The organism is Bosea vaviloviae, from assembly GCF_001741865.1.
Lineage (GTDB): Bacteria > Pseudomonadota > Alphaproteobacteria > Rhizobiales > Beijerinckiaceae > Allobosea > Allobosea vaviloviae.
Genome location: NZ_CP017148.1, coordinates 299,393 through 310,970 on the forward strand (window position 1 = coordinate 299,393; position 11,578 = coordinate 310,970).

The window sequence follows — 11,578 nt, forward strand, 5'->3', positions numbered from 1 at the left end:
GCGGAAGGCCGAATGTCCGGGCCGGGTGCTGAGCTGCTGCACGGTCACGGCGGCACCGGAATGCCATGGGAGCAGCCATCGATGGCCTGCCCCTTGATCACCAGTCCGGTTTTCACGGTGCGCGAGGGGACGTCATAGGCGGCGTACGCCGTCGCGACGGGCGCGACTCGACCGTCGAAGGTGTCAAGTTCGAGAAAGCAGCCTCGGTCGGCGTCGAGCACACGGGTACGGATCCCTTCATATATAACGAGGCGCATCGGACAGAGTTTTACGCGGACGCCGGCGCCAGCCTGCTTTGATGTGCACTGGGTCGCGGTATTGAGGATCGAGAGGACAACGGATTTCGCAGGGCTCCAGATCACGAAATGCGCCTCGGTCGCAGGCGCATTGCCACCAGCGAACCGAAAATCGCCTGTCTCTCGATAGGCCTTGTTGTTCGCATCGATCTCGTCTTTCCAGATATCGGCAAAGGTCGCAGTCGCGGGCGAGGGCTTCGTCAAATCTGAATAGGAGATGGGTCGCCAGACGCCAGGATCAGGCGTGCGCTGCTGTGCGCTGGCATCGAGATGCATGCCTTGCCAGACAAGGGCTGTCGCGATTGTCACCGCGCGGCGGACAACGGCTCGGCATCTGCGCGCGTGCCGGGGCTGCAGCACGGGCTTGGGCGCGCTCGCTGATAGCGTCGAGTTCATTCGTAGCGTTTCCGCCACGGCAAGAACCGCCACGGATCGCGCTCTGATTTTTCGCGATTGAGCCAGGCGACTGGCGCGCGCGGCGGATCGGTAGTGCCCAGGTGCCAGGCACCACGGTGGCGATAGAAATTCATTGTGTCGCGCCGAAGCGGGTGTCCAGGCGCCAGCCCAAAATCCACCGCGCAATGCACGACGGGGCCGCGATATCGCGTGATGCGTCCGGTCAAGCTGTCGAGCGCGCCGGGCTTGCATCCAAACAGTCGGATGCCGGGCGGGGCCCTCTCTTGTTCCGCGACATCGACGCGGTTGAAGCTCGCCCGGTGCCAGGCATGCTCGGCCTGCCTTTGCGTCGGATAGGCGAACGGTTCTGTCAGCACCGGGGCGAAGGTCTCGCGATCGGGAGCATAGGCGAGACGGCCTGGCGTTACGGGATCGGCGCGGTAGAGAGCGTCCGTCGCCGGTGGTCGATCCTCCAGGACAAGGGCGTGCTCGGGCTGACTGCAGGCCGACAGCAAGACCACCGATGCGACGACGCCAAGGCGCCGGATGAGGGAGCCCTCTCTCTCGATACAGCGCCCCATCATGGCCGCCCGCCCTCGACCTCGGTCGGCGTCGCCGCGGCGTTCCGACGAAACTCTCCCGGCATTTGGAAGCGGCTGGCCCAGAGCCCGCGATAGGCTTTTCGCGCGTCCTGCTCGAGCGCCGCATAGGTCCTGAGAGGAGGCTCAACCGGAACGGCGACGGCCAGCCCCTCGCGCAGCATGGTGGCGCCGAGATCGCCATGCTGCGATGAGGCGCAGCGCGCCTGAATCACGCCGTCGGTCTCATGGATCTTGGCGCAGGCGATCCATTTGCCGAGCGTTGCCGAGACGAGCCAGGCCGTCGCCATCACGCCACAAGGCCAGGGCTGACGCCCGAGCGTCGCGCGTTGCGCTGGCGCACAGGCGTCGATCCCGTAGAGCCGGTAGACATCGCCGGTCTCGATATCCCGGAATTTCACCCCCTCGATCACCTCGACCCGCAAAGGCGGCGATTGCTGTGAATCCTTGGGAGAATAGAAGCCGGGCTGCTCGGATTGTGTGGCTCGGTCGGCCTCGGCCGCGGCGCCTATGTCGGCTACGATCGATACCAGTACGGCAGCGCCAAAGTGGGCGATCGGGAATGAGCGCCGGGTATGACGATCACGCCGCCAAATTTTGCCGACGTCCGTCATTGAGGCGCTGCCGGACTCGATGAGGCAGAGGAAGCGCCGTCGCGCAGGCTGCGCAGGATAATGGCATTCGGCTCAGGAACGTCCGGATACGCCCAGAGGCCGACTTTTGCGCGCGCCGCGACAAGTTGCGCGACGAAATAGGGCTGATGCACGGGCCGACCATCGGTCGCGAGCGATGCGAAGCCGAAGCCAGACGCGATCAGCGCGGTGCCGAGATCGATCCGAGAACCGGCTCCCGCTCCGCTATTGCGCGTGGCGACGCAGAACACGAAGACGGTTTGAGAATGCGATGGCGCGGCAGCCTGATGACATTGCGGCTGAAGGTCACGGATCAGTGCGACCAGCATCGCGAGCGAAGCCTCACCGCAGTCGCGCCTGATGCCGGAAGCGTTCGTGAAATTCGTACCGCGCAGACAGGCCTGAACGCCATAGAGGCGATGGGTTACGCCGCCATCCGTCCAGCTGTCGCCCGTCTCGAAGACGGCCATCGGCGAAATTGCAAACCCGCGAGCAGCACCTGCGTCCTGCGCCAGACTGCCCGAGGCAACGACGCTCACGAGACCTGCGATCAGGGTGGTCGAAACGCGCATGGGTCAGTAGCCCCGCAGCGCGAAATAGAAGCGCTGCTGACCATTGCCGGTGGTGATATCGACGAAATAGGGCTCGTCCCGCGCCTGCCGCGGCTGACTGGGATAGCTGGTCTGGCAGCCGCCCTCTGAGCCTGAGCTGCAGTCGCGCCTCGGCTTGGACAGATCGAGGCAAACACTGCCATTCGGCGAGGATGCAGCGGCAGTTTCGTCGCGTGGTGTCGCGCTATCGGATGGCGTCCAGCCGACGGGGCAGGGGAGGTAGGGCTCGTGCCCGAGGCCACTGGTCTGACCTTCAGGGCAAGTAGGCCAGCCGCCGCCCTTGGCGAGCTGGCGGAAGAGCTGGTGCATTACCGGCACGCAATAAGGGATGCCCGACCAACTCGGCGCTGTCGCCGCGGCGCAGAGCAGAACCTTGCAGCCGAAGGACGCCTCCTGAGCCTCGCCCGCAGTGGCGACGAGGCCCAGGCCAACCGCCAGGCTAGCGGCTCTCAGTCGACATCCTAATGCGGATGTCGTCGCACGTTTTGATCGTGGCATCGTGTTTCCGGCTGTTGCCAACTGTCAGAAGGTCAATATACTGACTAGTGACTGATTTGGCGAGAGGCGATTTTCCAATGCGGCTGCCGCTTTCGACGAGCGTGATGATGGTAATGCTGGCGGGAAGCGCTTTCGCGGAGGAGGCGAGGGCGCCCGCCAAATTCCAAGACAAGCTGCCGCAGCCGACGGCGACACTCGATGCGTCGGGCCGGGTCCGGCCGCTTTCGCAACTGCCATCCGCCGTCGAAGTCATCGGCGAGCGCGACCCGGAGCCGGCCTGCAATACCAGCGTCGAGCTGCCCGCCGGCGAGGCCGAGGCTCTCGTGCGAATGATTGCCGTCGAGGAGCAATTCGACACCGCGTTCGCGATAGCCGTCGCCAAAGCCGAGAGCCGCCTGATCTCCAGGGCGCAATCCGAGAAGGGTGCTTACGGCCTGATGCAACTGACGGCAGAGATGGCCGAGCGCTTCAAGGTCGATCGTTGCGAGCCAACAGGTAATGTCCGCGGTGGCGTCCGCTTACTGCGCCATCTGCAGTCGCACTATCGCAATCCGTTCTATGTGCTCGCTGCCTACAATGCCGGCGAGCAGACGCTGATCGAGCATCGCGGCGTGCCGCCGTTTCCGGAGACCGTGCGCTTCGTCGCCGCGGTCATGAACGACCTCCAGGGCTGGCCCGGTGTCGAGGACGTAGAGCCCCGATCACGCAGTGGGCCCGACGCCGATGGGCGACCCGCAAAGACTCCAGCCATCCCAGGTCGTCCCGCGCCCGCCAAGCGGCCGGCATTGGCGGCCGACTTTGTCATGCATGTCGAATGAGGACGCTGCCGATGCTGCTTTCGAGAAACCTTTTCCGCGTGATGGGCGCGGCCCTGTCGCTGCTGGCAACCGTCGAGGCGCAGGCGCAATCCGGCACGCTGCAGCCGGTGCAATCGACCCTGAACCAGCTCGTGCAGGCGCTGACCGGTCCGATCTCGACGGCGCTCGCGACGCTTGCCGTCATTGCATGCGGCTTCTTCGCCTGGGCCGGCCGCCTCACCTGGGGCGTCGCCGGCTCAGTCATTTTTGGCATCGTACTGGTCTTCGGCTCGGCCCAGATCGTCCAGTTCTTCCAGTCGGCGGTCGGACAATGAGCGGGCGCGATCTCGAACAGCCGCTGATCACTCCGTTGGTCAAGGCTTTGACGCGGGCGCCGACGCTCATGGGGGTGCCGTACCTGTACTTCATGTTCAATGGCGTCGCCTCGTCGGTTTGCTTCCTCGTCTCGCACAATCTCCTGATGCTGCTGGTCGCGATCCCGCTGCATCTCTTCGGCTATGTCCTAACACTTCGCGACGATCGCATCTTCGAGATCCTCTTCGTCAAATCCTCGCGCTGCCCTCCGCGCTCACGCGCCTTCTGGGGCGCCGACAGCTATCGCGTGTGAGGCCCAAAAATGGTCGCGCGCGCCCTCCTCGATGAGCTGACCTACGGCTCGGTCTCGCGCCGGGAGCGACCGGTCGCGGCGCATATTCCCTATACCCGTCACGTCGACGATCACGTCATCAGGACGCGCGACGGCCTGGTCATGACGATCCTGAAGCTTGAGGGCTATTCCTTCGAGACCGCCGACATGAGCGCGGTCAATTCGCGGCTGCTGGCGCGCAACGACGTTGTGCGCACGCTCGCCAATTCCCGCTTCGCGCTCGTCAGCCACATCATCCGCCGTGAGGTCGAGCCCTCGATTCCCTCGACCTTCGACAACGCGCTCTGCCGCGAGATCGATGAGCGCTATCAGGCCGCGCTCTCGACGCGGCGCATGTTCGTCAACGACCTCTATTTGACGATCGTGCGCCGGCCGCTGCAGGGTCAGGCTGGCACCTTCGAAAGCTCGCTATCGCGACTGCTTGGTCGCAAGGATGCGGGCGGCGAGACTGTCGCGATGCAGACCGCGCTCAGCGAGTTGCGCGACGCGTCCACCGCCGTCCGCGAAACGCTGTCCGCCTATGGCGCCCGCCCGCTCGGCGTCGTCTCGCGCGATGGCGTCTGGTTCTCCGAACCGCTGGAGTTTCTGGTTCAGCTCGTCAATGGCGGCCTTCCACGGCCGATGCATCTGCCGCGGATGAAGCTCGCCGACGCGTTGTCACTCAAGCGCATCTTCTTCGGCCGCAACGCCGTGGAAATTCGTGGCGCCTCGCCTGACGACACGCGGTTCGGGGCGCTAATCTCGATCCGCGAGTACCCCGCTCAGACCGGGCCTGGCTCGTTCGACAACCTGCTGCGGGTTCCCCACGAGTTCATCGCGACGCAGAGTTTTGCCATCGTCGATCGCCCTGAAGCCGCCAAGCAGATCGACCGGGTTTCGCGCCAGGTCGATATGTCCGACGAGGCCGGCTCGATCCTCGCCGATCAGCTAGACGAAGCCAGGGACGATCTCCTCACCTCCGAGGCCATCTATGGCGAGCATCATATGACCGTGATGTGCCTCGGGCGCGGCATAGCCGAGGTCGGAGCAACCGTGACGGCGGTTGGGGCCGCACTCACGGACCGCTCGGTAATCTGGACACGCGAGGATCTCAATTGCGAGCCTGCCTTCTGGGCGCAGCTGCCGGGCAACTTCCCCTACATCGCCCGGAAGTCGATCATCTCGTCGAAGAATTTCGCAGGCTTCGTCTCGCTGCACAATTATCCCAGCGGGCGGCCCGACAATAACCACTGGGGGCCGGCGATCTCGGTGTTCGAGACGACCTCGCAGACCGCCTATTATTACAACCACCACATCCGCGATCTCGGCAATTTCACCGTCGTCGGGCCATCGGGTTCTGGCAAGACGGTGTTCCTGTCGTTTATCTCGGCGCAGTCGCAGCGCGTCACGCCGCGGCCAAAGCTGCTCTTCGTCGACAAGGATCGCGGCGCCGAAATCTTTATCCGAGCGCTCGGGGGGCAGTACGAGGTGCTGACGCCGGGCGAGCCGACCGGCTTCAATCCGCTGTCGTTGCCCGACACCGCGCCCAACCGCGAATTCCTGTTCCAGCTTTTCGCCTTCATGCTCCGCCCGGCCAATGGCGGCGCGCTCAGCGCCTCGGAGGAACAGGTCATCCGCAACGCGATCGGCTCGGCGCTGGCTGCGGGACCAGAGGGCCGGACGCTGCAAGCCTTCTCGACTCTGTTGCGCGGCCGGATCCGGGCAGGGGAGGGCGATCTGCTGGCGCGACTGGAAAGCTGGATGCGGCCTGATCAGCGCGGCTGGCTGTTCAACAATGAGCAGGATCAGTTCTCGCTGTCACGGATATTTGGCTTCGACATGACCCGGGTGCTGGACGATCCCGTCATCCGCACCGCGGCGCTGATGTACATCTTCCACCGCACCGAGGAATTGCTGACCGGAGACCCGGTGATGATCTTCCTTGATGAGGGTTGGCGGCTCCTCGACGATGAGGTCTTTGCGTTCTTCATCAAGGACAAGCTGAAGACCATTCGCAAGCAGAACGGCATCATCGGCTTTGGCACGCAGTCGGCCGCCGACATCGTCCGCTCCAAATCAGCCAGCACGCTGATCGAGCAGACCGCCACCAACATCTTCTTCCCGAATCCGAAAGCTGACGACGAAAGCTACGCCCAGGCTTTTCGATTGTCGGAGCGCGAGGTCGCCTGGATCCGCAACACCGTCCCGGAAAGCCGCTCGTTCCTGATCAAGCATGGCCGCGACAGCGTTATCGCCAAACTCAACCTCGCCGGCATGCCCGACCTGATCAAGGTGCTGTCGGGCCGCACCGAGACTGTCGCGGAGCTTACGGCCCTGCGCGCCCGCATCGGTGACGATCCGGCCGATTGGCTGCCGATCTTCATGGGAAGGAGCGACGGATGAACAGGATCACCAGACCATGCCTGATCGTGATCGGTCTATTGGGCATCGCGCCGGCCTTCGCCGCAATCCCGACCAATGACGCGAAGCAACTGGATGAGAAAGCCGCGACGTCGAGCACGACGATCAAACTCGTCCCGATCACGACGCAGCGCAAGACCGCCAATGACAGCGTCAAATGCGCCGTCACCACCGGCAAGAAGGCCGAGGTCAAGGACCCTGCCAGCAAGGCCCAGGCTGGCGCAGGCGCGAAGACGATCCAGACCTATGCGCCCGCGATGCCGCCGACGCCTGCCGCGGACGCCAAGGGCGGGACGCTGGCGAGCCAGAATCATTTCAAGACGACAGGCGGCGTCGTCGGCGAGCTCGAGGCCAGCAGCACCAGTCTCACGAGCGCCCAAAGCGCCTTTCGGCAAGCCGGTCAGGAGGTCGGGACGGCTAAAACCGTCATGGCCGCTATCGACATGAACAGCGCGGCACGCACTCAGAACGGTCTCGCCTGGACGGGCGCCACCAACGCCGCAAACATTTGGGTCACCGCGATCAACGCGCTCAATCTCGCGCGCACGAGCGATCGCAGCCGTGGCGCCAGCAGCTTGAAGATGGGCGGCGGCCTTACGTCGAATGGCACAATCTGCCCTGTCGGCATGATCGGCAGCGGCACGGTCGCCGATCCCTGCCGCGGTGCCTCGACCTGCTCGACGATGCCGGTGGGCGCGCCGACCGATCCGGCCTGCGTCAGTGCGCGTTTTGTCGACAGCAGCGGCAACGTCCTGTTCTACCTCGCGCAGGGTCAGGCTCAGAATTCTGGCGGCCTTGCGGTCAAGTCCGGCGCGGCGCCTCCGAGCGCGAGCGCGTCAGGCACGGCCCTGACCGAAGGTGACATCGCAGCCGCACTTCAATCCAACGCATCCCAAAACCAGTAGGAGCTTGCCATGCGGATCGCAGTTCTTGCGAGCATCGTCATTCTCAGTGCGAACCTGAGCCATGCCCAGGGTGTCCCGGTCATCGACAATGCCAACCTCGCAAAAGCACAGGAGATCGCAACCCACACCCAGCAGATCCTGCAGGCCGATCGCGACATCCTGCAGTTCACCAAGAAGACGCTCGAGGCTGTGACAGGCGACAAGACGTCGGAGGCTCAGGGCAGTCTCGCGCAGATGGCGCTGGGCGGTGGCTTCTCGATGGCAAAGGCTCCTTCGCTGGGCTCGGTGATCTCGGGCGGTGCGCTCTCCTTCTCCGGCATGGGCTCAACCTCGCAAAACATTGTCTCCGGGCTGATTAACGGGCTGCAACTGGTCAAGACGATCACCGGCCTGACCGGCGGCCAATCCCATCCATCGGACAAGGCCTATTCCAACGCGGTGAACGTGGCGGCGACGCTGTCAGGGCTTATCGACTCGACGCAAGGCGCAATCCAGACGCGCTCGAGCGCCTTCATCCAAGGCGGTCAGCAGATCGGTCAGGCCAAGGATCTGAAGGGCAGCGTCGATCAGAACACGCAAATCCAGGTCCAGACTGGACAGACAATCAACGAACTTACCGGCGTGGTGAACAACGCGGCGGCCGCCGCGAACCAGCAAAACCTCGATCGGATCGCCTCCGAGTCGGCTGCCGCTCGCGCCATGGTCTTTTCGCAGCGATGATGGATAGCAGCACCATGTTCGGTCGCGGACCCGTCTTCTATTTTCTCATGGCATCGATCCTGGCGGTCGCCGTGCTGGCCTGCATGGTCATGGTCGGACGGCTGGTCATTCCGCAGCAACCCGTCGCAGCAGTCTCTCCGCGGAGCGACACGGAGGCTGCGTCTCGCGCCATGACGTTCTCAACTCCGAAGGATCCTTCGCGATGAGGCGGCGTCTCGCCATCATCCTGGGCGCGATCGCTCTAGGACTTGTTCTCTCGGCCTGCGCCTACAAGCCGCTGAAAGCGCCTTGCGGCCCAGACGAAGGCGGTCAGCCGCTGGCTTATGCCGAACCATCCGCCTCGCCGGAGCCGTTCGCATCGATTGACGCTTGCGGTCCCATGCAGCCGATCTGAGCGGGTGGCATGGGTAATTTCTCGATCACCACGCTGCTGTCGCAGGTCGATCAGATCGGCCAGAATTACGTTTCGACCGCCTACCAGGCGCTGTCGAATGCGGCGACGCAAGGCGGCGCGACCAGCGTCGCCGGCCTCCTGCTGACGCTCTACGTGATCTTGTGGGGTGTCGGAATCTGGCAGGGCACGGCGACCGGCGGCCCAGCCGACCATGCCTTCCGGCTGTTTCGTGCGTTCCTGATCTACGCCATGGCCACGAGCTGGAGCGATTTCCAGACGCTGGCCTATCGGCTGATGAACGATGGCCCATCGGCGATCGGCAATGCGCTCTTGAGCGCGGTGACCTCGGCCAACAGCACCGGCCTCTCCGCCAATCTGACTTCCGTTAACGGCGTCCAGAACGCGCTGCAGAACATGTGGAACACGACCAACAACGCTACCGAAGCGTTCCTGCAAAATGCCGGCATCACCAATTGGGGTCCGTATATTTTCGCAGCCGTCTTCTATGTCGTGATGGCGATCCTGATCGGCTTCGCGCTCTTCCTGATCGTGCTCTCAAAACTGTTCATGTGGCTGCTGCTGGCGCTGGCGCCGACCTTCATCCTGCTCTTGCTGTTTGGCGTCACGAGCCGCTTCTTCAGCGGCTGGATGAGCGCGCTCGTGCAGTATTTCGTGGTGCAGGTGCTGGTTTATGCATTTCTGGCCTTCTACGTCTCGCTGATCCAGCAATCGGTCGACGCGCTCAACGGCGTCGCAGCGTCGCGCAACGCGACCTGGGCGACGATCGGGCCGGTCGTGCTGCTCGCGATCATCGGCATCCTGCTGCTCGCTCAGATCAACAATGTCGCGGCTGCGATCGCCGGCGGCCTTCCGATCGGAGCGCCACGGATCGGCGCCTTCTACGCCAACGCCACCGGCTATCGCGCCACGCGTGCGGCCTACGCGCAGGGCGCGGCGGTCCGTAATCCATTCAACCCAGCCTCGCTCTCGCGACGGGAGGAGCTCTCGGCCCGTCAGCGCGCCCGCGTCGGCTTGCGCTCGAACCAATGGGCGCAATCACCGGAGTTTCAGCGCTTGGCCGCGCAGATCAACAATCCCGAGGGCAGCGCCCGACCCAGCACGAGGGCGAACTCATGAGCGATGCGACTTCCACCGAACCTGCAGCAAAGCTCGATCCTCGCTATTTCGCGGATGGCATCACCTGGGAGCACGATCTCGCGCGCCGCAACCGCAATTCCCGCGCGATCGCCTGGATCGTCGCGACGATCATGACCATCGTCGCGCTCGCCTCGCTCGGCACGCTCGCCTTGCTCGTGCCGCTCAAGACCTACGAGCCCTATATGGTCGTCGTCGACAAGACGACCGGTTTCGTCGAGGTCAAGCGCCCGATGGCCGAGGGCCCCTTGAGCCAAGACGAGGCGGTCACGACCTTCAACGTCGTGCGCTACGTGAAAGCACGCGAGACCTACGACCCCAAGGCATTGAAGGACAACTTTGACCTCGCGCAGTTGCTGGCGACTGGCGACGCCGCGCGCGAGCTCACCGAGATCTATTCGCCGGCCAACCCGCAGAACCCCGTCAGATTGCTCGGCGCCAATACGATCATCTCGGTCGCGATCAAGTCGGTGACTTTCCCAAACAACCGCACCGCGCTGGTGCGCTTTTCGACCGAGGAGAAGTCGGCCACCTCGATCACGACGCGCAACTGGGTCTCCCTGCTGCGCTTCCGGTACACGGCGTCGCCAATGCGCAACGAGTACCGTTTCGACAATCCCCTCGGCTTCCAGGCACTCGAATACCGTCGTGATCAGGAGACCGCGCCGTCGCCCGGGACAGTCGGTTCGCCGCGGTCATGATTGGTTCGCGTTTCACCTCGCGCGGCGTCCTGGCCGCGATCTGGCTCGCGGCGTCATTTGCGCCAGCCTGGTCAGAGGCCGTGCCGGCGCCCGGCCGGACCGATCCGCGCATTCGCGACATCGTCTACAACCGCGACAACGTCACGGCGATCGACGCGACCTATGGCACCTCGACCATGATCGTCTTCCAGGACAGCGAGAAGATCGAGACCTTGGCCATCGGCGACTCGATTGCCTGGAAGGTCGAGCCCAATCGCAAGGGCAACATCATCTTCCTGAAGCCGGTCGAGAAGAACGCGCAGTCGAACCTCAACATCGTCACCGACAAGCGGGTCTATTCCTTCGCACTGCGCTCCAACGAGCGACCACCGAAAGGTCAGCTCTACACCGTCCGTTTCCGCTTCCCCGACGACGAGGCCGATGCGCGCCTGCTCTCAGCCGCAAAGGAGCGCGCCGCCAACCCAAACCTCAAGGATCTGAACATCGCCAATGCCAACAGCGACTATGCCTATAAGGGCTCATCGGTGAACAAGCCGCTCGCCGTCTTTGACGATGGTACCAAAACCTGGTTCCGGTTCGAGGGGGAGACGCCGGCGATCTACAGCGTCGATGGCGAGCGCAACGAGGCCCTGGTCAATCATCGCACCGAAGGGCCGTTCGTCGTCGTCGACAAGGTCGCCTCGCAATGGACGCTGCGCAATGGCCAGGAATCGACCTGCCTGTTCAATCGCCGCACCAGCAACCTTCGAGAGCCGACCGGCCTCGAGCCCTATGCGCCACAGCGGACCGGCCAGGCCAAGCGCTGAA

General features: G+C 64.0%; 14 protein-coding genes. 9 read left to right on the forward strand and 5 right to left on the reverse strand.

Going from position 1 to position 11,578, the window contains the following annotated elements:
* Positions 1-44: 44 nt before the first annotated feature.
* Genes BHK69_RS30980 through BHK69_RS33360 form a run of 5 tightly spaced genes read right to left on the reverse strand, consistent with a single transcriptional unit; the run spans position 45 to position 2,843 of the window.
* Positions 45-692, reverse strand: a complete 648-nt coding sequence (locus BHK69_RS30980; protein WP_244548584.1) for a hypothetical protein — start codon at positions 690-692, stop codon at positions 45-47.
* Positions 689-1,273 (reverse strand): hypothetical protein, encoded by a 585-nt coding sequence (locus BHK69_RS30985; protein ID WP_069694368.1) that lies wholly within the window; start codon positions 1,271-1,273, stop codon positions 689-691. The genes BHK69_RS30980 and BHK69_RS30985 overlap by 4 nt, the downstream gene beginning before the upstream one ends.
* Positions 1,273-1,905 carry a thermonuclease family protein gene (locus BHK69_RS30990; RefSeq protein ID WP_244548585.1) on the reverse strand — a complete coding sequence of 211 codons (633 nt, stop codon included), beginning with the start codon at positions 1,903-1,905 and terminating at the stop codon, positions 1,273-1,275. Before BHK69_RS30990 ends, BHK69_RS30985 begins: the two co-directional genes overlap by 1 nt.
* Positions 1,902-2,462 (reverse strand): thermonuclease family protein, encoded by a 561-nt coding sequence (locus BHK69_RS30995; RefSeq protein ID WP_425285588.1) that lies wholly within the window; start codon positions 2,460-2,462, stop codon positions 1,902-1,904. The genes BHK69_RS30990 and BHK69_RS30995 overlap by 4 nt, the downstream gene beginning before the upstream one ends.
* Positions 2,463-2,498: 36 nt before the next feature.
* Entirely contained in the window at positions 2,499-2,843 is a 345-nt protein-coding gene (locus BHK69_RS33360) for a hypothetical protein (RefSeq protein ID WP_244548586.1), read from the reverse strand.
* Positions 2,844-3,109: 266 nt separating this feature from the next.
* Between BHK69_RS33360 and BHK69_RS31005 the strand changes: the two genes are divergently transcribed.
* The 9 genes from BHK69_RS31005 (at position 3,110) to virB9 (ending at position 11,577) form a co-directional block, all read left to right on the forward strand.
* The gene (locus BHK69_RS31005; RefSeq protein ID WP_069694306.1) at positions 3,110-3,850 is read left to right on the forward strand and encodes a lytic transglycosylase domain-containing protein; all 741 of its coding nucleotides are present in this window, start codon (positions 3,110-3,112) and stop codon (positions 3,848-3,850) included.
* 11 nt (positions 3,851-3,861) lie between these two features.
* Positions 3,862-4,164 (forward strand): TrbC/VirB2 family type IV secretion system protein, encoded by a 303-nt coding sequence (locus BHK69_RS31010; RefSeq protein ID WP_069694371.1) that lies wholly within the window; start codon positions 3,862-3,864, stop codon positions 4,162-4,164.
* On the forward strand, positions 4,161-4,457 hold the full coding sequence (locus BHK69_RS31015; RefSeq protein WP_069694307.1) for a VirB3 family type IV secretion system protein: 297 nt from the start codon (positions 4,161-4,163) through the stop codon (positions 4,455-4,457). The genes BHK69_RS31010 and BHK69_RS31015 overlap by 4 nt, the downstream gene beginning before the upstream one ends.
* A 9-nt stretch (positions 4,458-4,466) precedes the next feature.
* A complete protein-coding gene (locus tag BHK69_RS31020; protein WP_069694308.1) occupies positions 4,467-6,878 on the forward strand; it encodes a VirB4 family type IV secretion/conjugal transfer ATPase in 2,412 nt (803 codons plus the stop codon).
* Positions 6,875-7,801, forward strand: coding sequence for a hypothetical protein (locus tag BHK69_RS31025; RefSeq protein ID WP_069694309.1), 927 nt, complete (start codon positions 6,875-6,877; stop codon positions 7,799-7,801). The genes BHK69_RS31020 and BHK69_RS31025 overlap by 4 nt, the downstream gene beginning before the upstream one ends.
* Before the next feature lie 9 nt (positions 7,802-7,810).
* Entirely contained in the window at positions 7,811-8,521 is a 711-nt protein-coding gene (locus BHK69_RS31030) for a type IV secretion system protein (RefSeq protein ID WP_069694310.1), read from the forward strand.
* Positions 8,522-8,924: 403 nt separating this feature from the next.
* A complete protein-coding gene (locus BHK69_RS31045; protein WP_069694313.1) occupies positions 8,925-10,052 on the forward strand; it encodes a TrbL/VirB6 family protein in 1,128 nt (375 codons plus the stop codon).
* A complete protein-coding gene (locus tag BHK69_RS31050; protein WP_069694314.1) occupies positions 10,049-10,771 on the forward strand; it encodes a VirB8 family type IV secretion system protein in 723 nt (240 codons plus the stop codon). The genes BHK69_RS31045 and BHK69_RS31050 overlap by 4 nt, the downstream gene beginning before the upstream one ends.
* Positions 10,768-11,577, forward strand: coding sequence for a P-type conjugative transfer protein VirB9 (gene virB9 / locus BHK69_RS31055; RefSeq protein WP_083269964.1), 810 nt, complete (start codon positions 10,768-10,770; stop codon positions 11,575-11,577). Before BHK69_RS31050 ends, virB9 begins: the two co-directional genes overlap by 4 nt.
* Position 11,578 lies beyond the last annotated feature (1 nt).

Bases quoted from the DNA above. Each gene is read 5' to 3' on its own strand.
- BHK69_RS30990 (WP_244548585.1), bottom strand. From the start codon at position 1,905: ATGACGGACGTCGGCAAAATTTGGCGGCGTGATCGTCATACCCGGCGC.
- BHK69_RS31050 (WP_069694314.1), top strand. From the start codon at position 10,049: ATGAGCGATGCGACTTCCACCGAACCTGCAGCAAAGCTCGATCCTCGC.
- BHK69_RS31010 (WP_069694371.1), top strand. From the start codon at position 3,862: ATGCTGCTTTCGAGAAACCTTTTCCGCGTGATGGGCGCGGCCCTGTCG.
- BHK69_RS31015 (WP_069694307.1), top strand. From the start codon at position 4,161: ATGAGCGGGCGCGATCTCGAACAGCCGCTGATCACTCCGTTGGTCAAG.
- virB9 (WP_083269964.1), top strand. From the start codon at position 10,768: ATGATTGGTTCGCGTTTCACCTCGCGCGGCGTCCTGGCCGCGATCTGG.
- BHK69_RS31005 (WP_069694306.1), top strand. From the start codon at position 3,110: ATGCGGCTGCCGCTTTCGACGAGCGTGATGATGGTAATGCTGGCGGGA.
- BHK69_RS31045 (WP_069694313.1), top strand. From the start codon at position 8,925: ATGGGTAATTTCTCGATCACCACGCTGCTGTCGCAGGTCGATCAGATC.
- BHK69_RS31030 (WP_069694310.1), top strand. From the start codon at position 7,811: ATGCGGATCGCAGTTCTTGCGAGCATCGTCATTCTCAGTGCGAACCTG.
- BHK69_RS30980 (WP_244548584.1), bottom strand. From the start codon at position 692: ATGAACTCGACGCTATCAGCGAGCGCGCCCAAGCCCGTGCTGCAGCCC.
- BHK69_RS33360 (WP_244548586.1), bottom strand. From the start codon at position 2,843: ATGCACCAGCTCTTCCGCCAGCTCGCCAAGGGCGGCGGCTGGCCTACT.
- BHK69_RS31020 (WP_069694308.1), top strand. From the start codon at position 4,467: ATGGTCGCGCGCGCCCTCCTCGATGAGCTGACCTACGGCTCGGTCTCG.
- BHK69_RS30985 (WP_069694368.1), bottom strand. From the start codon at position 1,273: ATGGGGCGCTGTATCGAGAGAGAGGGCTCCCTCATCCGGCGCCTTGGC.
- BHK69_RS31025 (WP_069694309.1), top strand. From the start codon at position 6,875: ATGAACAGGATCACCAGACCATGCCTGATCGTGATCGGTCTATTGGGC.